Consider the following 26265-nt stretch of genomic DNA (forward strand, 5'->3'; position numbering starts at 1 on the left):
CTACTTTATTTTTTAATACACACTAATTTCATTTCTGTCATTTCTTCTATTGCATATTTAATCCCTTCACGGCCTGTTCCACTCTCTTTCACACCGCCATAAGGCATATGATCTACTCTGAACGTTGGAATATCATTAATCATGACACCACCGACTTCTAATTCATCAATTGCACGCATTGCCTTACATAGATTGTTTGTAAATACACCTGCTTGTAATCCATAACGTGAATTATTTACTTGTTCTAAAGCCTCATCAAATTCTTTAAATGTATTTACAGTCATAAGTGGACCAAATACTTCTTGGCACTGAACAGATACATAATCTGGAACATTTGTTAATACAGTTGGTTCAAAAATCCTTGCATCACGTTTGTTACCACCGTATACAACATTAGCTCCTTCCTTAACTGCCTCTTCCACCCATGAATTTATACGTTCTACATCTTTTTTTGAAATAAGTGCTGATACATCTGTTTCTTCATGAAGCGGATCTCCTACTACAACGTTTTCCATTGCTTTCGTTAATTTTGTAATAAACTCTTCCATTTTGCGTTCATGCACAAAAACACGTTGTACTGAAATACAAACTTGTCCATTATTCACAAACGCGCCCCATTTTACACGTTCAATTATTTCGTCTGTCAATTCAACATCTTCATCAATAATTACTGCAGCGTTCGATCCTAATTCTAACGTCACTCGTTTCAACCCGGCTTTTTCCTTAATTCCAATACCTACTTTCGGACTTCCTGTAAAAGTAATACTAGCAACGTTCTCATCTTTTATTAATGCCTCACCTACAACAGATCCAGGTCCAGAAATTATATTGAAAGCTCCCTTTGGTAAACCAGCTTCTTCAAATAATTCTACCAATGCATACGAAGAAAGTGGCGTTTGGTCGGCAGGCTTTAGCACAATAGTATTTCCAGCCGCAATTGCTGGGCCTATCTTATGTGCTACTAAATTAAGTGGAAAATTAAACGGTGTAATAGCACCAATAACCCCGATTGGTTGTCGAATTGTATACGCTATACGGCCACCTGCTCCTGGTGCAGCATCTAATGGTAACGTCTCACCATATATTCGCTTCGCTTCTTCAGCTGCAAACTTATATGTTTGAACAGTGCGATCTACTTCTCCCCGTGCAGCACGAATTGGTTTTGCAGCTTCTTTTGCGATAATCTCTGCAAACTCTTCTCTTCTCTCATCCATTTTTTGTGCAACCTTTTCTAAAATAGTTGCACGGTCGTATGCGGATAATTTTTTCATTTCTTTCATTGCATTTTTGGCCGAAACTATTGCTTCCTTAACATCATCTTCTGTACCTTGCGCAATCTCCGCTAATGTTTCTTCAGAATATGGTGCATACAATGGTTTATACGTCTCTACTGATTTCCATACCCCATTTATATATAAATGTTTTTTCATAGTGGTTCTCCTTCCGAATATATGTATACAATAATACATTTCATTTATTTCACCTGGTGAAAGGTCTGACTTGTGTAATTGTATCATAGCCCTAATACATCAAAAAACATTTTGCTCAAAAAAACTCTGCTACAAAGCAGAGTTTACGAACTAATTTGTTCTTGGAGCGAAATCTTTTTTTCATCTCCTACAATAACAATCGATTCTGAAGGTTTCGTTACTTCTAATCTCTTAATATAGTGTCCATCTAATTTTTTCACGCAAAATTTATAATTTTCAATCTCAATGGTATCGCCCTCGGAAATCTCAATATTTTTTGTTAGGATCCAACCGCCAATCGTATCGACATCATCGTCGTCAATAGCCAAACCTAATAATGCGTTCACTTCACTAACAAGTACTTTTCCCTCTAAAATCGTTTTCGTCTCACTAACTTGTTGGATTTCCGGTTGTTCATCAGTATCGAACTCATCTTGAATATCCCCTACAATTTCTTCTAAAATATCTTCAACGGTTACAAGACCTGATGTACCACCATATTCATCAATTAATATAGCGATATGTGTTCTTTCTCTTTGCATTTTTAAAAATAGATCATGAATTGGGATAGATTCAATAACTAAAATAATTGGCCTAATATATTGCTCCACTGTCTTTTCACTAACAACTCGGTGCTTCACAAAATCTGTAAATATATCTTTAAAATTCACAAAGCCTATTACATGGTCCTTATCACCATCAACAACCGGATACCTCGTATATTTTTCATGAGACATTTTTTGTAAAGCCTCTTCAGCAGGCATTTCTTTATTTAAAATATTCATCTCTGTTCGTGGTACCATTATTTCTTTCGCAATACGATCATCAAATTCAAATATTTTATTCACATACTTATATTCAGATTGATTAATCTCACCATTTTTATAACTTTCTGAAACTAACAACCGCAATTCTTCTTCTGAATGCACTTCATCATGCCCTTTTGGTGGTTTCAACCCAAGAAACTTTGTAATTAACCGAGCTGATCCATTTAAAATCCAAATGAATGGGAATGCAATACGATAAAACAAAATGAGTGGCTTAGCAACAAAGAAACTCACTTGTTCTGCTTTTTGAATCGCAAATGTTTTTGGAGCTAACTCTCCTACTACCACATGGAAAAATGTGATAAACAAAAACACTAAAATTATAGCTATAATGTCTGCGAGTTGAGTAGGGACGTTCCAATTTGCAAACAACACATCAAACATGTGCTTTAGCGCAGGTTTACCCGACCACCCAATCCCAAGAGCTGTAACAGTTATTCCTAATTGACAAGCTGATAAATATTCGTCTAAGTTTGTAATGATTGTTTTGACAGATATTGCACGATTATTTCCTTCTGCAATTAAATAGTCAATTCGTGAACTCCTCACTTTAACAATTGCAAATTCTGCTGCAACGAAAAATGCCGTTAAGGCAATTAAAACAATCACTATACTTATACTATATATGTCCAAATACTTTTCCTTACTTACAGTGTAAGCAAGGAAGCCACCTCCTACTTAAATTTATTCAAGTGAAGTAAGCATTCTTATACTCTAATAAAATTCTACATTAGTAACCACCTTTTTATATATTATATGCATACATAAAAAAGATATTTATAATTATGATAATCTAATTAGCTTATTATCGTCAAACTATAATAAGCCCAATTTTCCGATAACTAAAAATGATTTATATAAATAGTATGTGCTAAACAGCTGAACTTCGTGAAAAAACACTTTCTTTGCCGATTCCACACTTCTTTTGTCACACCTGAAGGGAACTTGCTACATAACTAGAAATCATTCAACAGGATATATATAGGAGGGATTATTTTGGAATATAAAACACCATTTATCGCAAAGAAATTAGGTGTTAGCCCAAAGGCTGTTGTCCGGATTGCACAACAATTAAATCTTACGATTAAAAAAAATAAATATGGTCATTTTATTTTCACACAAGGTGATTTAGATCTAATGCTAGAATACCATCGCTCTCAAATGGACCAGCCTCAAAACTCTCAAACTACTCAAAAACCATCTTCAAATGATGTAGAAAAATTAAAAACTCAAGTAAACACAATTGTTCAAAACACATCATCGAATGATTTTGAGCAATTAACAGCTCAATTTACCACAATTACGAGAAGACTAGATCGAATGGAAGAACAAATGCAAGATAAAGCAAATGATGTCGTTACATACCAACTTTTACAACATCGCCGCGAAATAGAGGAAATGTTAGAACGAATTCAAAAACTAGAAGCTGCCCTAAAAAAAGAAGAACCAATATACATTACTCCTGATGCAAAACCAACATATGAAAGAGAAAAGAAACCGAAGCGTCGTAAAATGATTTTTAGTATATTTGGACTATAATATTGTAGACCCTTATTCTGAGAATAAGGGTCTACTTTTTGTATGAAAACAGATGCCTGTAATAAGTAACTCTTCTTCATACTATACATATTCATATATTTTCATTTTGTTAACATAATATTTTTACTGTATTCTGCAATAAGTGCCTGCGCATGAGCATTCCCTTGAATAATATCACGGAATTCTTTCAAAGAATACAGATGTGTAGCCCCTTTTCGAGCATGAATTCGCACTGGTACACCTTGTAAAGTATCATGAAACTGGAATGGACTATCTATCGGTTCGATTGGAAAACCGAGTGTAAGTAAATACATATACATTCTTTTTGTAACTGCTGCAATATACCATTCCGCTTTCGTCTCTAACGCATGCATAAATAAAATAGCTGCCAGCCTTTTGAAATGTCCTCTCCCCCGAGACGTTTTCGCAATACTTAACTTTCCTATTTCATACACATTTTTCAAATCTTTCACTAAATCATTTTTAGAAAACGGATAGAAAAACTCAGAATTTGATTGTTCAGGTACTGTAAACTTAATACATTCAACTGTACCAATATGATGTTCATCTTCTATTAATAAAAATCGTGATGGATTTAAATTACGTTCTACAAACATTAAGTTTCTTTCTTCACAAAAATCTCCCCACAGTTGCTCGAACCAAAAATGCTCTTCCTTTGTTTGAACACGCTGGAACATATTTAACCGCCTTTCCCATCGCCGCTCTGTTTTTGATAACGCTTTCACTTACTATCATATAAGAACAAATCTTCGTATGCAACTAAAAATATTTATGTCTTATTATATTCTGCAAAATGAATTAAATTCCTACTTATTAGTCATTCATACACATGTAAAAACCCTTAATTCCCAATACTGTTACAAATATAAAAAGATCCAATTACTCTAATAAAAAAATGATAATCACTATCAAGTTCGAACCGTATAATGTGTCTTTCCGTACTGCATATAATTCTTCTTAACCTAAAGAAATCCTTCATTAAAAAGGATTTCTTTTACATTTTATTACTTTTTAACCATTTCTCAAAAATTTGAATCATCCCATGCTTCCCAGCCAACTTCTCTTCTCCTTGTTTCGTTTTATATGGATATAGTTGTAAAAACACTCCACATCCAGATTCAATTTTTTTACTATGCATATGGCTACCTGGATATACACAAATCACTTCATAAATCGCTCTTCGCTTAAAAATTCGTTTACCATTCTGTTCTTCTACATACTTAATAGACCAGTATTTATACATTTGCTCCGTTGCTTTCGTATTACCTACAGGCTGAAAAATATTGTACATAGGGCTATATTTCACTTCGATAATAATAGAAGATTTATATACATACTTCTCTTCTTCCTTTACATAACAATCTAAACGAATATCCGGCTTCTTTGTGTCCTCTCCGTTATAAAAATTACTTCCTTTGCTTAGTGCAATAAGAGGGTGTGTTTCAATTAAATCATTAAACGCGACATGCACTTTTATATCATCTCGATGTAAAATCACTGTCGTTCCATCTTGTAATCCGTCTAAATAAAAATGTTCTTGTATTTGTTCACGGATAGGATTCTTATCTTCAAATCCGATTTGTTCTAATATAGAAATAACGATAAAAAAAGCGTAATACTCATACACTAAAAACGTTGGTTTATATACGAATAATAAAGATGGAGGTTGCTCGGTATGTTGCGGTAACAATTCTAAATGGTGGATTAATTGTTGATGCGGTATAGATAAAGTGTTCGAATTAATGGTAGCTGTTTCAGAAACTTCCCTCCAAAATGGAGAATACAATAAATGTCGAAAGTATTGTACGCTTTCATATACGATATGAGCTAATATTTTATATTCTTGCATTTTCACAGAACTTTTCCGTAAATCTGCTTCTTTCAGTAAATGTAGATTTCTATATTTTTGTTTTTCCCTATCCGTCACGGATCCATTTCGTTCAATCGTTTTAATAATTGTTTTAACAGCTTGAAATTCATCTGACTTTTTCTTCTTTTCTCCTTCTAGTATTTCAATAGTTTTACGTACAAAACTTTCTGCTTCAATTAAATAATAATAGAATTGCATCATTTTAAATTTAAGAAATGCATTTTCAATACTATTTTTTTGCTCCTTAAATTTACGGTTGTAATATTTCGCATAAAGCTTTCTTTCTGTCATAATGGCAGTTTTTCTCGTTGTCTTCCGCGCTTTCGTTTCCCATTCATATTCGTGTACAAATTCCGCATTCGATTCTACTTTTTTTAAAATTTGTTTTATTCTTTTCATTTTTTGTGGCAACTTTCTTAACAATACCAAATAAGAAGAATCTTCAATATCGCTAAGTGCTGAGAAAGTTTTCTTGTAATAACCTCTATCTAAAATTAACTCGTTCAAAATTGACTTCACATAATCTTGAATCATTTCAAATTGGTCATCAAAAAAGTTTTTAGGAACCACTTGAAACGCACCATAATAAGTTTTATCTTCTATACGCACTTCAAAATGGTATAAGCCACAGCGCCACGGATAAAAAAATTCAGTTTTTCCATGTTCATACACTAATACTCTTTGTTTTTTTTCATTTAATTCATATTGTGACTCTTTTATATTCTTTTGTCCCTCATATACTTTATTCCATATGAATGTAATATCCATTGGATTTTGATAATGGAAATGTAATTTCAGTGGTTTTAATTCCTGTACTTTATAAATACATTGAACTAATGCTGTAGTAGACGTACAAAGCCGGTTTAAAAGGATAAAATCGCCTTTCCCCTCAGTACCAATAATTAGCTTCAATACAAACGGGAGCGTTTCTTTCGTATCGACGATTGCTGTTTCATAAGGCTCCTCATTTTGCATAGCCATACAGCTCCAGTTCTCTACGCTTTTGTCTTATATAAGCTAAAGAATGTTCAAATGTAGATACACGATTTGCAAGCGGAGACTGTAAAAGTGGTATCAATGTCGCTCCCCTTTTTGCTTCCTCAAAAAGTAGAGGGCCCACTGTCATTTCTGTCCCCCTTAATTTCGTTAATACACGCTGCTTTATTTGCAAATCAAAACCTTCTTCCCTGCTAATCATATAGGACTGATTATTTTGGAACGGTATATTTTGCAAATACGTAGCGATTGCGCTTGCACATCGGAAAGAAATTCCTTTTGATATATCGTGTGATGATAATACATCATGTAACTTATCCAATAACTCTAATTCCTCTTCAGTATACACTTCGATCATCTCTTTATTCCTAAACCAATTGAGTCGAAATTCTCCCGTTGTTACTTTCAACGGGGGTTGCTGAACAACTTTCTCATGTTCTATACTCATCTCGCAAAACGGAATTTTTTGTAATGTAATCAAATTTGTTCGATCTAATAATCGATCGGAAAGCTCTTTCGTCGTTTCATCAAAATTTACAGTGCCTACGAAAATAATATTCTCACCAATTTCCACTGAAGGTGGAATTTGATTTTCTATTTCTTGTACTTTCTCATACAAACTCAAAATACGATTTTTCTTTTCAAGTTGAAGAACGGATAGAAACGGAGTAAACCAATGCTCAATATGTGACATGTTCATTTCATCGAACACAATTATATACAATTGATTTGGATTTTCTTTAGCCTTTAACAATGTCCGAACTAACTTCGTTTCACTTTCAATAAAATTACCATTCGGATGAAGGTAACCGAGAATATCATGTGGTTCTTGATACGATGGTGAAATCGGAATCCAAATTAATTCTTCCCCATAACGTAACCCAAGTGATTCTGCATAAGCTTGCACAAAGCGTGATTTCCCAACACCTGGTATACTACCAACAATTGTTAACATATTGGTTTTAATACTAATGTGAAAATTATATATATCTGTATCATCCAAATATAACCCTTTATTACGAACCATACTTTGTACATACTGCAAAAAAGAGGATTCACGCTCATCCCATTCCCAGTCATCCTTTTGCATTTTAATATCTTCTACTTCAACTAACTTACCTTCTTCAGCAATTCGTTTATTTAGTTGGTCATACACATTTTCACTTACAAAATATAAATGATCATCTACTGCTATTTCTACATGTTTCATCCAATCGTTTATTTCAATATATTTGCATTCTTTTCTTTGCTCAAAATATGAAATTGAACTTATTGATGATTTTAACGATAAATTTCCATATAGCCTTCCTTCATGCCACAATAATTCTGGAGGCTCAAAGTCTTTTGGTAATTTAGGCATAAGAAATGATAAATAACCGTTGCTTAACTTCCGTTCCAAAGACGCTCTCTTTTTATAATTTGAGACCTTTGGTGAAGGAATCAATTTATATGAAGATGCTATTTCCCGAGGCTCTTCTGTGCATATTAATTCCAGAAATAAATTTCCACGATCATAATAAAGACGAAACATAACCAGTTGCTTTTCTAATTTATGCTTCTTTAAATCAGTAAAGATTTTTTCATTCTTTTTATTACTGCATAATCCTTCAAACAAATATTTTCCAGTCGGAAATAACTCTTGTAAAGTTAAAGGTATTGAAGAAAGACATTGTACAAAGAAATTTTCTCCATTCTTCTCTCCCTCAGCTTTTGCAAACTTCCCAATAAACCTCATATAATACATTCGCTTTATAAAACTTGGATGAAGAGCTTTATGTAATTTCAACGTAGTCACCTTCTTTTTTTCATACTATTCTTATTGTATGAACTACAATCTAAAACTAGAAATAAAAAACCTGACGTCATCCGTCAGGTTCAAAATTAAAACGTATATTAATGAGAAGGAAATGCTTTTTTTTCTTGTAAAATGGCATTATGAGCGATTTTCATTTTAGCAAGTACGTACCGTAATCGATCTTCGGCATTTTCATCTTTATTTTGCTGCAGACTCGCCAAATTCTCTACAGAACTCGCTAAATTTTCAATCACGCCTCGAAGTTCAGGATGATGATTAAAAAAAGATTCTTGTACTAATACTTTCCTTAAATCACTAGCTAAATCCATAATTCTAGACAACTGTTCTTTTTCTTCCATTTTCATCCCTCCTGAATATCTTATGTATTAAATATTCTCTAGACAAGGAAAAAAGCCCTTTAAATTAAAAGGACTTTTACATTTTTATAGTTCCTGTCAGTAACATATAAAGTGATGTAATAGCTGCAATAACAATTGCCCACATCACATATCGCTCTTTGCCTGAAAAACAACGATTCCCTTTTTCTTTTCTTGCAAACATATACACGAGAATCCCAATACCATATACGATTGAAACAAGCAATAAATTCTTTAAACCAGCTGCATAAATTAGCCATACAGAGTATAGGGAAGCAATTAATGCTAACAATCCATTTTTTACTCTCGCAACTTTCAGCTCTTTCGTGATGACTAATTTCAATTGAAATAGCGCTGATAATAAGTACGGCAGTAATATAGATGTTGACGCAATAAAATACATAATTTGATATGTCGATTGTGAAAACAGAACGATTATAAATATAGTTTGGGCAACGATATTTGAAATCCACAATGCCATATGCGGCGTTTGTTTCTTATTTGTTTTCGTAAAGACTTTCGGAAACACGCCGTCTTTTCCTGCTACGTGAGAAATTTCAGAAACAAGTAAAAACCAGCCAATTAATGTACCTACAAGTGACGCAACTAATCCAATATTAATTGCCATTGCACCCCATGGCCCAACAACATGTTCTAATACATGTCCCATTGAAGGAGTCTCTAATACTGAAAGTTCTTTTCTTGTCATGGCTCCCATTGACAGAACAGAAATTAAAATATAAATAGACATTACTAAAATAAGTCCAAGTACTGTCGCTTTTCCAACGTCTCTACTATTTTTAGCTCTTCCTGATAATACAACTGCTCCTTCAACCCCAATGAACACCCAAAGGGTTACAAGCATTGTATTTTTCACTTGACCTAGTACAGAGGAAACTGAGATAGTTCCTTCGCCCCAAAAGTCATGTGTAAATGTATCCCAGCGAAACGCTGTTACCATCACGACAATAAATAATAAGATCGGAACTAATTTCCCAATCGTTGCGATAACATTCATAATGGAAGCTTCACGAATTCCAAATAAAATTAGAAAATGCAATGTCCATAATAAAAGTGATGCACCTACGATTGACGCAACATTATTTCCGCCTTTAAAAATTGGGAAGAAGTAACCTAATGTACTAAACAGTAACATAATTGTTGCAACATTTCCTAAAATCCCTGCTAGCCAGTATCCCCAAGCACTGTTAAAACCAATATATTCACCGAATCCAGCTCGTGCATAACTATAGATTCCGCCCTCAAGCTCCGGTTTTTGTCTTGCTAACGTTTGATATACGAGCGCAAGTGGAATCATTCCCATTGCTGTAATACACCAACCAATTATCGTTGCACCACTATTTGCTCCTACTGCTAAATCATGCGGTAAACTAAAAACACCGCCACCAACCATCGTTCCAACTACTAATGCGATTAACGGAAAAAATCCTAACTTCTTTTCTATTTGTACCACCCCATCTGTCATTCTAGGTGTTATGTTCGTTCAACTATTAAAGTCACCTTTTTCTCTAATAGACGTTTCTCTTATATTTTTTCAGGAAAACATTACTTATTCTAAAAGAAAATGAAGAAAAATGGAATACTTTTTTGAAAAAATGTATAAGTATGCACAAAAAAACCGTTCATTTTGTAATGAACGGTCATTTCATACATATAAAATTGTATATTTATTGTAAAATTAACGAAGTAACTTCTCTTTTTGTAAAAATTGTTTTGCGACTTCTTCGCTACTTTTCCCATTCACATTTACTTCATAATTCATTTTTCTCATTTCTTCATCTGTAATCTTTCCAGATAATTTATTTAATACTTTTTCGAGTTCAGGATATTTCTGTAACGTCTCTGTTCTTAATAATGGTGCTCCTTGATAAGGCGGGAATAGTCCTTTATCATCTTTTAGCACTTTAAGACCATATTGCTCCAATTCACTATCTGTTGAATATGCATCGATTACATTAACATCTCCCGATTGTATTGCACTATAGCGCAGTTTCGGTTCCATCGTTTTAACATTTGAAAACTTATAGTTATATAATTTTTGCATTCCTTTATAACCATCTTCACGATCAGCAAATTCTAATGTAAATCCTACTTTAGCTTCCTGTGCACTTTTTCCTAAATCAGAAATTGTATTTATGTTATTTTGATCTGCTATTTTTTTCGGCATGGCTAGTGCGTATGTATTGTTATACTCCATTGGCTTTAACATAACCATATTATATTTCTTTTCCATTCCAATACGAGCTTGTTCATATACTTCATTACGATTTGTACTTTTCGGTTCTTCTTTCACGAAAGTAGATAAAGCTGTACCTGAAAATTCCGGGTATATATCTACTTCACCTGATTTTAACGCTTCAAATACAAATGCTGTTTTTCCAAGGCCTGGCTTTAATTCCACTTGTAAATCTGTATCCTGTTCAATAAGTTGCTTGTACATTTGAATTAATATTTCTGGTTCAGATCCAAGTTTACCAGCAATAACTATGTCTTTCTTTTCGGTATTCCAAAGAAATGGAGCAGCTATCATTACTACAACTATACATATCGTCAATATAACGCGCTTAGAAGAGCGTTTCGGGCTCTCAAGTATGCGAAGTACTATATCAAAGAATAAAGCGAGTAACGCAGCTGGTACGGCCCCTAAAATGATAAGCGCATGGTCATTTCGATCTATGCCTAATAATATGAGCTTACCGAGCCCACCAGCGCCTATTAAAGCAGCTAATGTAGCCGTTCCAACAATTAATACCATCGCTGTACGAATACCAGCCATAATAATTGGCAATGCGAGCGGAAGCTCTACCTTCCATAATCTTTTCCAGCTATTCATCCCCATAGCTCTCGCCGCTTCTATAAGTGATTCATCTAATTCCCGTATTCCTGTATATGTATTTCGTAAAATAGGTAATAGTGCATACACAACTAATGCGATTATAGCTGGCAGTTTTCCAATTCCTACTAACGGAATTAATAGTCCAAGTAAAGCAAGTGAGGGCACTGTCTGCATAACAGCAGAAGTCCCTATAATAAATTCAGCCATTCGTTCTTTTCTCGTTAATATAATGCCGAGCGGCACTGCAATAATTACTGCAAAAAATAGTGAAATAAGCGATATTTGTAAATGCTCACTTAATGCACTTAGCAATTCTACTTTTCGTTCTTGGAACGTTTGAATAAAATCAGTCACTGTTTAGCCTCTTTCCTTCATTTGTTCAACAATGTAATTGACAATATGACGACTTGTTAACGCTCCAACATATTGACCATGCTCTTCAACCGGCACTGACTCTTCAGTTTGTAAGCGGACTAGTGCTTCTTGTAATGACGAATGTAAAGATAAAGCATTCCCTTCAACTCGTATACCCTCGTCTAGCGGCAATACCTCTTCTATACTCTTCCCCTCATACCAAGGTCGTCCACGATTTCCAATGAACTCCTCTACAAACTCATTTTTCGGGTTATGTATAATTCCTTCTGGCGTATCTAATTGAACAACTTTTCCTTCTTTCATTACACAAATACGATCACCAAGTGATAAAGCCTCTTGCATATCGTGCGTTACGAACACGATTGTTTTTTGAATCTTTTTTTGCAGTTGTACGATATCCTTCTGGAGCTGCTCCCTACTTAACGGATCTAACGCACTAAATGGTTCGTCCATAAGTACAATTTTCGGGTTTGCGGCTAATGCCCGTACGACACCAACACGTTGTTTCTGCCCTCCCGACAATTCATCTGGCATACGATCACGATATACATCTGGATCGAGCCCAACCATCTGTAGCAAGTCATCGACACGTGCTTTTATTTCCTTTTTGGTCCATTTTCTCATTTCAGGGACAACTGCAATATTTTCAGCAATTGTCATATGTGGAAACAGCGCAATCTGCTGCAACACGTACCCTATATTCCAACGTAGTTCGTTTATGTTATATTGTTGAATATCTTTTCCATCGATTAAAATTGATCCTTCCGTCGTTTCAATTAAACGGTTAATCATCTTCATTGTCGTTGTTTTCCCGCAACCACTCGGACCAATGAGAACAAAAAATTCTCCTTTTTTAATTTCTAAATGCAATGAATCCACTGCTTTTGTGCCATCTTCATACGCTTTTGACACATGATTAAATTGAATCACAGACACAACTCCTTTCATGTTGTTTCCTTTATTTTGATGGAATATAGCATTCATTTCAAATGATACGCTTTATTATACAAAAAAAGAGCTCTCATTTGAGCTCTAACGGTCGAACAATATTGTTTTCACAATTGCAGCATATTCACGCACATACGCTTTTTTCTTAGAGCGTCTCGGTGTTTCAGCAGCCAAAGCTTCCATCTTTATCCCTAAACGCTTTGCAATTATTTTCGTTCGATATAAATGATACGTATTACTTACAACTACCGCATGCTTTACATCATATAAATCCATACTAAACTTTAAATTTTCATACGTATTTGTAGAGCGGTCTTCAATTAAAATGCGATTCTCATCTATACCATGTACCATTAAATAGTTTCTCATACTGTGAGCTTCCGGTATATCTTCATCTTCCCCTTGACCACCCGAAACAATTACTTTCACCTCAGGGTGAGCATGTAAATATTCTAGCGCCATATCCAAACGATTTTGAAGAGATAAAGACGGTCTATCTCCAAATAACTTTGCACCTAATATAAGAACGTATGGAGAGTGATTACTCAATGTTTCACGAGCAACTTTATTCATTCGAAACGTCATATAAATGATGTATATCGGAGGTAGTAATAAGATTATAAGCAATATCCATTTGTTCATAAATAAGTTAACACTCCCTTTCTTTTTATTATATAGAAAAAGAAAAGGAGGCAGAAGTATTTTTTAAACAATTGATTTATTAGACACATTCGCTTCCGTTTTACGTTTTGAAATTACATAATAAAAAGCAACCCCTAATGATAGGATCAATATACAGCTCAGTACATAAAACGGGATCATTACCCCTGCTTTAGATACACCTGCCGTAAACAACATTAATAATACAATTCGAATTCCTGTGCCAATTAATCGAAATAAGCTGTCCACACGTCCCATTACTTCGTTTGGGATTTCTTCCATCATCAATACATTTCTCGCCACTCGTGTTCCAGCATTTCCAATCGCATGGAAAATCGCAAGTCCATATAATAACATAATGGAAGGCTCAATAATCATTGCGGTAATTGAAATTACATAAATAACCATCGTCATAACGATTGAAATTTCTATTTTGACATATTTCATCATGATTGGAATACTTATTCCCGCAATAACAGCCCCAACACCATACATCATACCTTCTATCGCGTATACAGAGGCATTAGCTTTGAGTATATCTGAAATATAAACTGGGATTAAATAATTTGCCATCATAACACCGATAAACGGCATATAAGTGGCAAGTAAAAACCAAAAGAACTTAGGGCGAGTTTTCATAAAGTGAATTCCTTCGAACAATTGCTTCTTAAATGTTACTTTCCCTTTTACTTCTTTTTTCTTTACATACGGTATACATAAGAACAGGAAAAATGCTCCTGCAAAAGTTAACATATCCACTAACAAAATCCATTTCAAAGAAATAATCTCAATTAAAAAGCTAGCGGCCGCTCCTGAAATAACTTGCGTTAATTGTCCTTGTATCTCCATCGTGCCACTTAAACTTTTATAATGTTCAGATTGAAATATTTCTTGGTTAAATGCAAAAATTGTAGGATAGAATAATAGATAATAGAAAGAACCTGCTATATAAATAATAATGTAATGAATAGAATTGTATGATTGCCCAGCAAATCCCCAAATGGCCATCATTCCTATAATGGCTATCCCGATACCTTCGTTACATAACAATAAAGATTTTCTTGAAAAACGATCTATGCTTTGCCCAATAAATGGCGTTAATAAAAACATTATGAGAGTCGCAACGATAGAAACATAACCAAACGTTGTCTCTCCTCCACTTTCCTTAATTAACAACCACGGAATCGTTATCATAACAATCCCAGAGCCAATAGCAGATAAACTATTGGCTCCTAGAATGTAATACAAGCGAGAATCATGATAAAGAGAGGACATATCACTCAACTCCTAATTGTTTTTTCACCTCTTTATATACGCTCATATATGCTTTTAATTCTTTAACTAAATCATGAATTAATGGTTTTGCATCTTCTCCAAGTTCACTATCTTGCACATGTAATCCATCAAGCACGACTTGTTTTGGAATTGCGTTTGCGTAAACGCCTCTAGCGACAGTGCGCATACTATTTAATGCGTTTATTCCCCCTTTACCGCCTCCAGCAACTGCTAGTAATGCGACAGGCTTATGGATGAATTCACTGCTACTTAAGTAATCTAACGAATTTTTCAGCGCTCCGCTCATCGCATTATGATATTCTGGTGTACATAGTACTACACCGTCTGCTGCTTTCACTAAAGCTTTTAATTTTTTAACTGCTTCCAATTCACGTTGTGATTCTTCCCCATTATATAAAGGCAATTCCGCTACTGCTAAATCGTATAACTCCCCTTCAAATTGCTCTGCAATATATTTTGCCACAACGCGAGTTCTACCGAATTTTCTTGGTGTACCGTTAATAACGACTAGTTTCATAATTATTTCTCCCCTTTGTTTTCAAGTTATATTTATATATTATCAGAAATTTCTATACAAAATACAGTAAAAAGGGGTAATAGCTTTCATAAAATAGTATGAGAAATAAAAAAAGAACTCATACTTTCGTATGAGTTTCACAAAACTAATATTCCCTATTTTTTCACAACCTCATGTCCACCGAATTGATTACGAAGTGCAGAAACCACTTTTCCGTGGAATGTATCATCTTCTTGTGAACGGTAGCGCATAAATAATGACATAGCGATAACTGGTGCCGCTGCTTGTAATTCAAGTGCAGTTTCAACAGTCCATCTCCCTTCTCCTGAAGAGTTCATTACACCTTTAATACCATCAAGTTTCGGATCATCTGCAAATGCCTTTTCAGTTAAGTCCATTAACCAACCACGGATAACTGATCCATTTGCCCATACTTTTGCAACATCTTCATAATTGAAATCAAAATCACTTTTATCTAGTACTTCAAATCCTTCAGCGATTGCTTGCATCATTCCGTATTCAATACCGTTGTGAACCATTTTTAAGAAATGCCCACTACCGACGCGGCCTGCATATGAATAACCATTTTCTACTGCTAAATCTTTAAATAAAGGTTCTAGTTGATCATAAATTTCTTTTTCTCCACCAACCATTAAGCAAGCACCGTATCTAGCTCCTTCCACACCGCCTGATGTACCGATATCTACGTAATGTAAGCCAAAGCTTTTCGCTTCTTCAGCACGGCGTAACGTATCTTTATAGAATGAATTTCCACCTTCAATAACGATATCGCCTTCCTCTAATAATGGATATACATCTTTTAGTACTGACTCAACAACTTCTCCTGCAGGTACCATTACCCAAATTGTACGAGGTGCTTCTAGTTCAGCGATCATTTCTTTTAACGTATGACGTGCAGTAATCCCTAGTTTTCCTGCCTCTTCAACAAGTTCATTATTTACATCGTATACAACTACTTCATGCTTGTCTTCATATAAGTGTTCAGCTAATGGGAATCCCATTTTTCCTAATCCAATTAAACCTAGTTTCATATTAATCAATCTCCCATTCTATACAAATATATTTAATAACGAAATTAGCCCAAGTGCTACAACAGATAATATTGTCTCCATTGCAGTCCATGTTAATAATGTTTCTTTCACAGTCATTCCAAAATACTCTTTAATCATCCAAAATCCAGAATCATTTACATGCGATAAAATTAATGACCCTGCACCTGTTGAAAGTGCCAGTAACTCTACATTAACTCCTGGTGTACTTGCCGCAATCGGTGCCACTATTCCTGCTGCTGTCATCATGGAAACAGTAGCAGAGCCAGTCGCGATTCGAATAAGTGCAGCAATTCCCCAACCTAATAATATCGGTGAAATATGTGATTCTTTCGCCATCTCCGCAATTGTAGTTCCAATTCCAGAATCTAATAACACTTTATTAAAGGCACCACCTGCACCGATAACTAACAGTATGTTTGCAATTGGGCCTAAACAATCATTTGTAACTTGTAAGACTTTGTCTTTAGAAAACCCTTTTGCATAGCCAAGACTAAAGAAAGAATATATCGTGGCAATTAATAATGCGACTATTGGATCTCCAATAAAATGCAATACTTGTGCAAGTTGGCTTGTTTTATTTAATGCTACTTCCGCTATCGATGCACCTAGCATAAGAAATACTGGAAGTAAAATAGTAAACAATGTATTTCCGAAGCTAGGAAGTTCCTTCTTCTTATCTCTTTCAATAAATTGCTCCGCTATATCTAACGGTACTTCTTTATGTATACGAGCACCAATCCATTTCCCGTAAAGCGGACCTGCAATTATTGCAGTTGGAAGTCCGACAATTAATGCATACAAAATTGTCTTCCCTACATCTGCTTTAAATATACCTACCGCTGCCATAGCTGCTGGATGCGGTGGAACAAGTCCATGTACAACCGAAAGACCTGCTACTAGCGGAATACCGATTGTAATAAGTGATACCCCTGTTTCTAACGCAATTGTAAATACTAACGGAATTAATAGTACAAATCCAACTTGGAAAAATACCGGAATCCCTACTATAAATGCAACGAACATCATTGCCCAGTGAACACGCTTTTTCCCAAAACGTCCAATTAATGTGTTAGCAATTCGTTCAGCACCGCCAGACTCAGCCATCATTTTTCCAAGCATTGTTCCTAAAGCTAAAACAATCGCCAAAAACCCTAACGTATTACCAAGACCTAATTTAATAGAATCGATAATCCCTGGATGTTGTGGTGAAGTTCCAATTAAGGGCATCCCCATTGCTAGCCCTACACCGATTGCTGTTAAAATTAACGCGACAAATGGATGCCATTTTACTACCGTAATTAGTAAAAGTAATATAACAACAGCCGCTAGTACGATTCCAACTACCATTTCTCCCAATCCCCCTATTGTTTACGTTGGAAAGCAGCTATACAATCAAATTCTTCTTTCAAACGATTGTAAAGTCGTTCATACATATAAAACATCTCTAAATATAAAGCCGTATTTTCTTTATTCGGTACATGGTGATGGACAATATCAATCCAATCCTTCACCTCTTCAAGCGAATCAATTTTCCCAATTGCATACAAAGCAAGTGCCGCTGCCCCAAGCGCAGATGCTTCATGACTTTCTGGAACAAGTAATTCTTTCCCCATCATGTCAGATAACATTTGTCTCCAAAATGCAGATTTCGCAAAGCCTCCTGAAACACGTATTTCAGTAAGTGGCCCTGTACAATCTCGAATGGCAAGTGCTACTGAATACACACTCATACAAACACCTTCCATAACTGCTCGTATAAAATGTTCTCGTTTATGCTGAAGGTTTATACCGAAGAATGTACCACGAGCATTTGCATTCCAGTAAGGTGCACGTTCCCCAGATAAAAACGGTAAAAATAGCAATCCTTCTGCTCCAGCTGGTACACTTTCTGCATACTTAATTAATAAATCATAAGGATCAATCCCAAGCTTCCTTGCAACTTCTTGCTCTGGACTACCGAATTCATCACGTAGCCATCTTAATAAAATCCCGCCATTATTCGTCGGTCCACCGATTACCCAGTGCTCATCTGTTAATGCGTAACAAAAGGTTCTTCCTTTTTCATCTGTATTAACACTTGATGAAATTGTTCGAACCGCACCGCTTGTCCCAATCGTAATTGCAGCTGATCCAGGTGATATTGCACCGACACCTACATTTGCAAGAACACCATCACTCGCACCAATAACAACTGGAGTATCTTCATGAATGCCCATCTTTTGTGCTAATTCCGGTTTCATTCCCGATAAAATATATGTAGTTGGTACAGGTGTTGATAATTGTTCTGGTGACATATTTAACATAGTTAAAACATCTTCATCCCAGTTTAATGTTTCTAAATTAAATAACCCAGTAGCTGATGCGATTGAATGATCAACTACATAGCGTGAAAATAATTGATAAATGACATACTCTTTAATGGAAATAAATTTATAAGCAGTTCTGAATAAATCCGTTTCTTCTTCTTTCATCCACAGTAATTTAGAAAGTGGTGACATCGGATGAATTGGTGTACCAGTTCTTCTATAAATGTCATGACCATTCATTTGTTGTAATAGTTTTTCTGATTGCTTTGTGCTTCTATTATCTGCCCAAATAATAGAGCGCGTTAACGGCGCACCGTTTTCATCTACAGCAATTAAGGCATGCATCGCTGTACTAATACCGATTGAAGAAATATCTTCCGGTGACACATTACCATTTTTAATGGCAACGCTTACAGTTTTATATACAGCAGCACATATTACATCAGGATCTTGCTCAGCCCATCCGACGTTCGGTTGAATAATTGGATAATCAATTGCATGTGAAGCAACGACTTTTCCTTTTTCAGTGAATACAACCGTTTTCGTACTTGTGGTACCGATGTCAACCCCGATTACTCTCCCCCTTGTTTCCATGCGAACCTTCCCTTCGTTTCTAGCAAAATACGATCTAGTAAACCGTTTACATGAATTAGTATATAAAATATTTTTTCATAAATCAAGTTATTAGAAGAAAATTTTTTTCAAATCAAAATGTACCTCTCATCTTCTAAATCATTCTCTTTATCTTTTTTAAATAACCTTTTTAATTTATCAAACATTCTTTCCCCTCCACCTAAAGATAATAATATATAAGTTCTCGTTTTCTTAGCTTGATGGACATAGGGCGTGGCTCCCTACTATCACTTTTTTACCTTGTAAATATATGTTCCATACTATAAAATCTAATAGTATTTATATTTTTCAGAAAAGTCAAAACAGAATATGAACTTTATTGTATAATGTTGTAAAAAGATGTCGGAGGGATTTAATGTTAAATACAATATCTCAATTCACAATTAAGCTTTCATCAATTCTTTTATCACTCTTACTGTTATTAAATTTACCTTATTTATTTATCACTCAACAAGGATTTACCTTTCAACCAATTTACTTTTTTAATCAGATCGTTACTATGTTAAAAGAGGTTTTCTCCCCTGAATCATTAGTGGTTATCGGATCAGACCCGAAATTTGGTAGTTTCAAAAAAACACCATTATTTCCAACTGTTTTAGAACCTTACCTATATTCATTTACTGTATTATTTATAGCCTTTTTGCTTGCACTCTTTCTATCATCTAGTATGGCATTTCTTTATTTTTTAGCAAAAGATTATATAAAAAAATGGATAAACCGAATTGTGTTCATATTAGAAGCTGTCCCTGATATGATGATGATGATTTGTTTGCAAATATTTTTCATATGGGTACTTCAGAAATTCGGGGAATCTCCTGTCACCATTATTTCTTTTAATGAAAATCGAGCTTATTTACTCCCTATTTTATCTTTAGCAGTCTTACCTACATTACAAATGTTTCGGATGATGGTGTTATACATAAAAGAAGAACATGAAAAACATTACGTAGAGGTTGCATATGGAAAAGGACTTTCATCAAGTTATATACTATGCATTCATTTATTCAAAAATATATCTATCCACTTCTTTCATCATTTAAAAACGATTTTTGTTTTCTTACTTTCTAACTTATTCATTTTAGAATTTGTTTTTAATATGGAAGGCATTATTCAATTTTTATTTAAGAAGGCGTTTATTTCACCTCCAGCTGCATTTATCATACTTGTTATGATTATCTTACCGTTTTATGCCATTTTTCAAATAATCTCATTCATGATGAATAGATGGCAAAAGCAATTGAAAGGAGCAGCATTATGAAATCTATTTGGAAATCAAAACGATTTTTAATCGGCTTTACTTATCTATTCATACTTGTTTCAGCTAGTTTTATTTATAGTTGGTTCTTTAAAGATAACATCCCAAAACCTCCTCAGTTACTTTACAATGACAATAACGAATTACTTGGAAAGGCCCCCTTTTCGCCATCGTTAATGCCGCCTTTTGGATCTGATCGTTTTGGAGATTCTGTTTTCTTACAAATTGTAGAAGGAGCAAAATTCACCATTTTATTAGCCGTGGCAATTAGCTTCTTTCGAATTTTATTCGGAACATGTATAGGAATCCTCTTAAGTTTATACGCTCCAAAATTCAAGAGATTTTTCCAGTCATGCTCAGAAGTTTTTTATTATATTCCAACTCTATTTATCGCATTTATACTCATCACGCCCGTTAATATTGTAATCACATCAAACGCTGATAGATTAGACCCAAATATTTCATTTATGTTTTATCAAGTACTCGTACTTATTTTCGTCGCTCTACCTACACTTTCTTTATATATATCCTCAGAGGTTGATGAATTTATGAAACAAGATTACATTTTAAGTTCTCAATTGCTGGGTGCTAGCCGCTTTCATATTATCAAAAAACACTTACGAGTCTTATTACTTGATCGCTTATTTGTGTTATTCATGGAACATATCGTCCAAACACTCATACTCGTTATCCATTTAGCGTTGCTTAACATTGTAATTGGCGGGATACAAATGCGGGAACTCTATGACGGAGTGCCCAAACCTGTTTCTCTATCTAATGATTGGGCAGGTCTTATTGGATTAAATCGTTATGAAATGAATCTTTCATGGTGGATTATTTTTTATACTCTCGTTTCATTCTTTATTACGATTCTTTTTATTAAGCTTATGACAATCGGAATTCAAGATGCACTGAAAGCAAGAGATTCGCAAGTTGTAGCAATTCAAACCGTTCCAAATCATAAAAAATTTGTTGAAAATAAAGATTCTTTTTCGTTTGCAAATAAAGTGAATTTTTAATCATGTCTCATCAATCAAGTATTAATTGGCATTGATATTAGTAGAATATAAAAAAGATGATCCCTATTGAATACGAGGGATCATCTTTTTTATGCCGTCTAACTTTTTTACATGTCCTTTGCTAGACTCATGCTTTTTATATTTAAAATGAATTATTTACAATCACAATTATGCTGTTTAAAATCGATTACCATACGTCCTTGAATTCTACCTTGTTCCATTTCTTCGAATACATTTTGTACTTTATCTAGAGAACACGTTTGAACAACCGGCACTACTTTTCCTTCTGCGCCGAACATAAATGCCTCCTCCAGATCCTTACGAGTACCAACTAGAGAACCAACTACTTCAATCCCGTCTAATACAAGTCGTGGAATGTTTAAATCCATAGTTTCTACTGGTAAACCTACCGCAACTACTTTACCGCAAGCACGTACTGCATCAACTGCTGAGTTGAAGGCTACTTTAGAAACTGCTGTTACTACAGCAGCATAAGCACCACCAAACTCCTCTTGAACAATTTTATCAGCAGGACCTTGAGAAATTGGATTGATAGTCATATCAGCACCAACTTCTTTTGCTAAGGCTAATTTGTCGTCATTGATATCTACTGCAATTACCTTTGCACCAAATACGTTTTTAGCATATTGGATAGCTAAGTTTCCTAATCCACCGCAACCATAGATTACGATAGGTTGACCAGGTTTAATGTCTGATACTTTTATAGCTTTATATGTAGTTACGCCCGCACATGTGATTGATGATGCTTGAGCAGGATCTAATCCTTCTGGTACCTTCACCGCATAATCAGCTGTAACAATACATTGTTCAGCCATACCACCATCTACTGAATAACCAGCATTTTTCACTTCACGGCAGAATGTTTCTCTACCCGTTACGCAATATTCACAACGTCCACAAGATTGGAACATCCATGCAATACTTACACGGTCACCTATCTTTAGTGAAGTAACATCATCAGCAATTTTAGTAACAATACCTACACCCTCATGACCAAGGATGCGGCCATCGGTGTTTCCAAAATCATGATTTGCAACGTGTAAATCAGTGTGGCAAACTCCACAATACTCTACATCTACTAGCGCTTCACCCGAATGTAGCGAACGTAATTCCTTTTCAATAACTTCAATGTTTGCTTTGCTGTTTTTATTAACTACTACTGCTTTCATATGTGATCTCCCCTTTAGTGTTTTAGAGTTTTAATGAGTTTATCTCACAACTACTGTCCTCACTATTTTGGCTAATTATTGTGCCAAATTTAAGTGTTCAATCATCATTACAGGTTCATCATAACATGGAATTTCATAAGATTATTGTGAAATATTGAACAATATTTGAATTATTAACCAAGTATTTTCTTACTATATTTGAAAGGAAAACTGAAATTCCATCATATTTACATTGAAATTTATCAGGCATTTCTTTTTGGTTTATATGCAAAGAATATAGAGGTTTAAAAAATATTTTTTAAGCTTGGGAGATTATAAGTAATATATTTCTATAGACAATTAGAACCATTAAATCTAGCGGATATATCAACAACTATTCACCAATATAAAAAGCCTTCTATTATTATATTTAGGTCATACACTTTAGACTCAATAAAATCAAAGACAGGAACATATTTGTTCCTGTCTTTTTATAATGTGGTGGGACCCCGCATCCATCTATTTAAGAAATTTCTCCTATAATCCCTAGTATAGAAACGGAATAATTCGCCAAGTCTTGGACTGATATTGTTTATATTGTTCACCAAACAGCGTAATAAGAATTCTCTCTTCAATTTTTATACGATACGAATACACAAGGAAAAATAAAATAATATTTATGATAATGGCAATGAATGAAGATGAAGATATAGCAAATCCTAAAAAGGTCAAAAAAGACCCTAAATAACCAGGATGGCGAACATATTTATATAGACCGTTTTGAATTAACTTATGTCCCCCTTGCATTCCGACATTCCTACTGTAAAATCTTCCCAAGATTTTCATTGAAGAAAATCTTATCCATACACCAATTAGCCCGATAATAACACCCAAAAACAGCAATGAATTAATCTTATTTACTGTAATGAAATACATAATCTCTGGAATGGTTAACATCAATGCAAAAACTACTCCGATAAAAAAACTAGAACCACGATTTTGTTTTTCCTCTTTAACAGGTGAACTTCTATAAAATTCTAATAATAAATACAGAAAAATAGGTAAATACGCTATGAGAAACATAATTCTTTTTCCCTTCAATAAAAGTATTTTATAATTAACTCACTTATTTTTATCAATTAGGTCACAAAATTTGGAGATTCCTTCAGAAATAGCTAATTACTCTTCCTTGTTCAATGCCTTTATTTTTGCGAGTAATGGCACAAAATAATCAGAGATTAACTTTTCAATATAGTCTTTAACTTGTTCTAAAATGTAAAGACATGTATATCCCCGATCTAATTTATCAGTTTTTCGTTCTACTAAATTTTGTTTTTCTAATCGGTCTATTACTAAGCTACTGATGTAACAGGTACCCCCTCTGAATCCACTAGTAGGAAAGCTTTTCTTTTTACCAATGTTTATTTCTTTAACCCTCATTAAAACACTCTCCGAGGCTTTGTCCCCCTCCCAAAAGCCAAACAAACGATTCAAATTCCATATCTACATTATACTAATCGAATTGAATATTCATTCTTTTTATTCATTATGTAAATAAAAAGGATAATCAGCCCCGTAATGGACTAACTACCCTATAAGTTATTATCTAAATTTAACATTTGAAGAGCCCTTTATATTCGTTTCATCGAAATTGTTTCACGTATACTTTGTAAATTTTGTAGTGTTTCCTCTTGTCGCTGCAATGACAATCCCACATACAAAGTATCTAATAAACTAAGCTGCGCTAATCGTGACGAACTTGCTTCTGTACGAAATTCCGTCTCACGCGTCGAAGTATATAGTGTTATATGAGCAAGTTGGCTTAATGCCGATTTTTGATAGCTTGTAATCGCAATAATGCGAGCCCCTCTTGCTTTCGCTACTTCTAATGCTTCAAGTAATCCTTTATTACTGCCCGAATGAGAAATTGCAATGACCACCGCTTCTTTTGTCAGCAAGCCAGCTCCCATAATTTGAAAATGTGAATCCGTATGAGCAATACAAGAAATACCCGTTCTCATAAACTTATGATAAGCATCCATCGCAATAATACCCGAACCACCATTTCCATAAAACTCAATTCGTTTCGCTTCATTCAGCGCACTTACTGCCTGTTCCAACGCGTCATCATTTAACAAATGTAATGTATCTTGCAGTCCTGTAATATGTGAATGAAAAACTTTTTTAGCAACAGTGACCATATTATCTTCTACCGATACTTCCTCATGAATATTTTGCATCGGGGTATGTACAATCTCACGGGCTAATGTAATTTTCAGGTCTTGAAACCCTTGAAAACCTAGGTGTTTGCATAAGCGGAATATCGTTGCTTCAGAACTATTCGTAACTTCCGCTAACTCCGTAATTGATTTATGTACAACATCTTGTGGATGTTTCAAAATATGTTCGGCAATACTTCGTAATTTCGGTGATAAACCATTTAACGAAGCCTGAATCTTTCCAATCCCACTTTTTGTACCAGGCATATCGTATCTTCCCCTTCCATAGTAGCTATATTGTACCTAATAATCGAAAGAAGAAACACCTTTATTTAGCGATTTTATTTGCTCCTATGTATTCTACCGTAACATATGACACAATTATTCATACTTATTTCTAGTTTTCCCCATGCTTTACTGCGTATAATGCAGCTTGTGTACGATCATCTACTTCTAATTTAGCCAATACGTTAGAAACGTGTGTTTTTACAGTTTGTTCTGTAATATGAAGCTCTGCTGCAATCTCCTTATTGCTTCTTCCTTTCGCAATTTCACGAAGTACTTCTTGTTCCCTTTTTGTTAACATAGAAAAAGGATTCTCTTTTTCTTTCTTGACTGCTGATCGTCCTAATAGTGCTGGTGTTACTTTCGGGTGAAAATTTGCATTTCCTTGATATACCGCAACGATTGACGCAACGAGTTGATCTGGCTGCACTTCTTTTAATTGATAACCATCTGCCCCAGCTTCTAATGCTGGTAAAACGTAATCTTGTTCTGAAAAACTACTGAGCATAAGTATCTTTATCGTCTCATCGTATTGTTTTATACGTTTTGTCGCTTCAATACCATCCATTTTCGGCATTGATAAATCCATTAATACTACATCTGGCTTTTCTGTTTGGACGAATGTTAATGCTTCTTCACCATTTTCTGCTTCCCCAATAATTTCAAATTCTTCTCTCGTCTTCAAAAAAAATACGAGTCCCCTTCGAACGATATGATGATCTTCTACAAGTAATAATTTAATTTTCACAGACGTTCTCC

The 26265-nt window shown here is 34.6% G+C and carries 23 protein-coding genes; 3 read left to right on the forward strand and 20 right to left on the reverse strand.

What is annotated here, in order from left to right; translation table 11 throughout:
• Window positions 1-5 precede the first annotated feature (5 nt).
• Both MR155_RS04685 and MR155_RS04690 read right to left on the reverse strand, forming a co-directional pair.
• Window positions 6-1430, reverse strand: coding sequence for an aldehyde dehydrogenase family protein (locus MR155_RS04685; RefSeq protein ID WP_242308427.1), 1425 nt, complete (start codon window positions 1428-1430; stop codon window positions 6-8).
• A gap of 143 nt (window positions 1431-1573) precedes the next feature.
• Window positions 1574-2929, reverse strand: a complete 1356-nt coding sequence (locus tag MR155_RS04690) for a hemolysin family protein (protein ID WP_219302180.1) — start codon at window positions 2927-2929, stop codon at window positions 1574-1576.
• A 363-nt stretch (window positions 2930-3292) separates the two neighbouring features.
• Here MR155_RS04690 and racA point away from each other — a divergent pair, with 363 nt between their 5' ends.
• On the forward strand, window positions 3293-3835 hold the full coding sequence (gene racA / locus MR155_RS04695) for a chromosome-anchoring protein RacA (protein ID WP_002012665.1): 543 nt from the start codon (window positions 3293-3295) through the stop codon (window positions 3833-3835).
• A gap of 101 nt (window positions 3836-3936) precedes the next feature.
• Here the strand turns inward: racA and MR155_RS04700 are convergent, their stop codons facing one another.
• The 13 genes from MR155_RS04700 to gntK form a co-directional block, all read right to left on the reverse strand.
• The gene (locus tag MR155_RS04700; RefSeq protein WP_002085820.1) at window positions 3937-4533 is read right to left on the reverse strand and encodes a hypothetical protein; all 597 of its coding nucleotides are present in this window, start codon (window positions 4531-4533) and stop codon (window positions 3937-3939) included.
• A 317-nt stretch (window positions 4534-4850) separates the two neighbouring features.
• Window positions 4851-6701 (reverse strand): hypothetical protein, encoded by a 1851-nt coding sequence (locus tag MR155_RS04705; protein WP_242308915.1) that lies wholly within the window; start codon window positions 6699-6701, stop codon window positions 4851-4853.
• Window positions 6691-8508 (reverse strand): AAA family ATPase, encoded by a 1818-nt coding sequence (locus tag MR155_RS04710; protein ID WP_242308430.1) that lies wholly within the window; start codon window positions 8506-8508, stop codon window positions 6691-6693. The genes MR155_RS04705 and MR155_RS04710 overlap by 11 nt, the downstream gene beginning before the upstream one ends.
• Window positions 8509-8615: 107 nt before the next feature.
• Window positions 8616-8876, reverse strand: a complete 261-nt coding sequence (locus MR155_RS04715; RefSeq protein WP_002085825.1) for a hypothetical protein — start codon at window positions 8874-8876, stop codon at window positions 8616-8618.
• A 76-nt stretch (window positions 8877-8952) separates the two neighbouring features.
• The gene (locus tag MR155_RS04720) at window positions 8953-10380 is read right to left on the reverse strand and encodes a basic amino acid/polyamine antiporter (RefSeq protein WP_002031795.1); all 1428 of its coding nucleotides are present in this window, start codon (window positions 10378-10380) and stop codon (window positions 8953-8955) included.
• Window positions 10381-10593: 213 nt separating this feature from the next.
• The gene (locus MR155_RS04725; protein WP_242308432.1) at window positions 10594-12105 is read right to left on the reverse strand and encodes an ABC transporter permease/substrate-binding protein; all 1512 of its coding nucleotides are present in this window, start codon (window positions 12103-12105) and stop codon (window positions 10594-10596) included.
• Window positions 12106-12108: 3 nt separating this feature from the next.
• Window positions 12109-13056 carry an ABC transporter ATP-binding protein gene (locus MR155_RS04730; RefSeq protein ID WP_033709046.1) on the reverse strand — a complete coding sequence of 316 codons (948 nt, stop codon included), beginning with the start codon at window positions 13054-13056 and terminating at the stop codon, window positions 12109-12111.
• A gap of 102 nt (window positions 13057-13158) precedes the next feature.
• A complete protein-coding gene (locus tag MR155_RS04735; RefSeq protein WP_113937797.1) occupies window positions 13159-13716 on the reverse strand; it encodes a YdcF family protein in 558 nt (185 codons plus the stop codon).
• Window positions 13717-13779: 63 nt separating this feature from the next.
• The gene (locus MR155_RS04740; RefSeq protein WP_113937796.1) at window positions 13780-15009 is read right to left on the reverse strand and encodes an MFS transporter; all 1230 of its coding nucleotides are present in this window, start codon (window positions 15007-15009) and stop codon (window positions 13780-13782) included.
• A gap of 1 nt (window position 15010) precedes the next feature.
• Window positions 15011-15547, reverse strand: coding sequence for an NADPH-dependent FMN reductase (locus tag MR155_RS04745; protein ID WP_002031805.1), 537 nt, complete (start codon window positions 15545-15547; stop codon window positions 15011-15013).
• A 155-nt stretch (window positions 15548-15702) separates the two neighbouring features.
• Window positions 15703-16599, reverse strand: a complete 897-nt coding sequence (gene gnd, locus MR155_RS04750) for a phosphogluconate dehydrogenase (NAD(+)-dependent, decarboxylating) (RefSeq protein ID WP_113937795.1) — start codon at window positions 16597-16599, stop codon at window positions 15703-15705.
• Window positions 16600-16617: 18 nt separating this feature from the next.
• Entirely contained in the window at window positions 16618-17967 is a 1350-nt protein-coding gene (locus MR155_RS04755; RefSeq protein WP_002136120.1) for a GntP family permease, read from the reverse strand.
• A 14-nt stretch (window positions 17968-17981) separates the two neighbouring features.
• Window positions 17982-19520, reverse strand: coding sequence for a gluconokinase (gene gntK / locus MR155_RS04760; RefSeq protein ID WP_113937794.1), 1539 nt, complete (start codon window positions 19518-19520; stop codon window positions 17982-17984).
• A gap of 394 nt (window positions 19521-19914) precedes the next feature.
• On the opposite strand from gntK, the gene MR155_RS04765 reads away from it, so the two are divergent.
• Both MR155_RS04765 and MR155_RS04770 read left to right on the forward strand, forming a co-directional pair.
• Complete coding sequence (locus MR155_RS04765) at window positions 19915-20817, forward strand: ABC transporter permease subunit (RefSeq protein ID WP_242308434.1); 903 nt, start codon at window positions 19915-19917, stop codon at window positions 20815-20817.
• On the forward strand, window positions 20814-21833 hold the full coding sequence (locus MR155_RS04770; protein ID WP_113937792.1) for an ABC transporter permease: 1020 nt from the start codon (window positions 20814-20816) through the stop codon (window positions 21831-21833). The genes MR155_RS04765 and MR155_RS04770 overlap by 4 nt, the downstream gene beginning before the upstream one ends.
• A gap of 152 nt (window positions 21834-21985) precedes the next feature.
• Here the strand turns inward: MR155_RS04770 and adhP are convergent, their stop codons facing one another.
• The 5 genes from adhP to MR155_RS04795 form a co-directional block, all read right to left on the reverse strand.
• Window positions 21986-23023 (reverse strand): alcohol dehydrogenase AdhP, encoded by a 1038-nt coding sequence (gene adhP / locus MR155_RS04775; RefSeq protein WP_113937791.1) that lies wholly within the window; start codon window positions 23021-23023, stop codon window positions 21986-21988.
• A gap of 525 nt (window positions 23024-23548) precedes the next feature.
• Window positions 23549-24085 carry a methyltransferase family protein gene (locus MR155_RS04780; protein WP_113937790.1) on the reverse strand — a complete coding sequence of 179 codons (537 nt, stop codon included), beginning with the start codon at window positions 24083-24085 and terminating at the stop codon, window positions 23549-23551.
• A 96-nt stretch (window positions 24086-24181) separates the two neighbouring features.
• Window positions 24182-24442, reverse strand: a complete 261-nt coding sequence (locus tag MR155_RS04785) for a hypothetical protein (RefSeq protein WP_113937789.1) — start codon at window positions 24440-24442, stop codon at window positions 24182-24184.
• 191 nt (window positions 24443-24633) lie between these two features.
• Window positions 24634-25488 carry a MurR/RpiR family transcriptional regulator gene (locus tag MR155_RS04790; protein ID WP_242308436.1) on the reverse strand — a complete coding sequence of 285 codons (855 nt, stop codon included), beginning with the start codon at window positions 25486-25488 and terminating at the stop codon, window positions 24634-24636.
• 130 nt (window positions 25489-25618) lie between these two features.
• On the reverse strand, window positions 25619-26254 hold the full coding sequence (locus tag MR155_RS04795; RefSeq protein WP_242308439.1) for a response regulator: 636 nt from the start codon (window positions 26252-26254) through the stop codon (window positions 25619-25621).
• Window positions 26255-26265 lie beyond the last annotated feature (11 nt).

This window comes from Bacillus cereus group sp. BfR-BA-01331, assembly GCF_022663915.1.
In the GTDB taxonomy this organism is placed as follows: Bacteria; Bacillota; Bacilli; order Bacillales; family Bacillaceae_G; genus Bacillus_A; species Bacillus_A mycoides.

Coding starts and splice junctions, on each gene's coding strand:
- gntK (WP_113937794.1), bottom strand. CDS start 19,520: ATGGAAACAAGGGGGAGAGTAATCGGGGTTGACATCGGTACCACAAGT.
- MR155_RS04715 (WP_002085825.1), bottom strand. CDS start 8,876: ATGGAAGAAAAAGAACAGTTGTCTAGAATTATGGATTTAGCTAGTGAT.
- MR155_RS04745 (WP_002031805.1), bottom strand. CDS start 15,547: ATGAAACTAGTCGTTATTAACGGTACACCAAGAAAATTCGGTAGAACT.
- MR155_RS04755 (WP_002136120.1), bottom strand. CDS start 17,967: ATGGTAGTTGGAATCGTACTAGCGGCTGTTGTTATATTACTTTTACTA.
- MR155_RS04780 (WP_113937790.1), bottom strand. CDS start 24,085: ATGTTTCTCATAGCGTATTTACCTATTTTTCTGTATTTATTATTAGAA.
- adhP (WP_113937791.1), bottom strand. CDS start 23,023: ATGAAAGCAGTAGTAGTTAATAAAAACAGCAAAGCAAACATTGAAGTT.
- gnd (WP_113937795.1), bottom strand. CDS start 16,599: ATGAAACTAGGTTTAATTGGATTAGGAAAAATGGGATTCCCATTAGCT.
- MR155_RS04785 (WP_113937789.1), bottom strand. CDS start 24,442: ATGAGGGTTAAAGAAATAAACATTGGTAAAAAGAAAAGCTTTCCTACT.
- MR155_RS04770 (WP_113937792.1), top strand. CDS start 20,814: ATGAAATCTATTTGGAAATCAAAACGATTTTTAATCGGCTTTACTTAT.
- MR155_RS04700 (WP_002085820.1), bottom strand. CDS start 4,533: ATGTTCCAGCGTGTTCAAACAAAGGAAGAGCATTTTTGGTTCGAGCAA.
- MR155_RS04720 (WP_002031795.1), bottom strand. CDS start 10,380: ATGACAGATGGGGTGGTACAAATAGAAAAGAAGTTAGGATTTTTTCCG.
- MR155_RS04735 (WP_113937797.1), bottom strand. CDS start 13,716: ATGAACAAATGGATATTGCTTATAATCTTATTACTACCTCCGATATAC.
- MR155_RS04790 (WP_242308436.1), bottom strand. CDS start 25,488: ATGCCTGGTACAAAAAGTGGGATTGGAAAGATTCAGGCTTCGTTAAAT.
- MR155_RS04740 (WP_113937796.1), bottom strand. CDS start 15,009: ATGTCCTCTCTTTATCATGATTCTCGCTTGTATTACATTCTAGGAGCC.
- MR155_RS04705 (WP_242308915.1), bottom strand. CDS start 6,701: ATGCAAAATGAGGAGCCTTATGAAACAGCAATCGTCGATACGAAAGAA.
- MR155_RS04765 (WP_242308434.1), top strand. CDS start 19,915: ATGTTAAATACAATATCTCAATTCACAATTAAGCTTTCATCAATTCTT.
- MR155_RS04685 (WP_242308427.1), bottom strand. CDS start 1,430: ATGAAAAAACATTTATATATAAATGGGGTATGGAAATCAGTAGAGACG.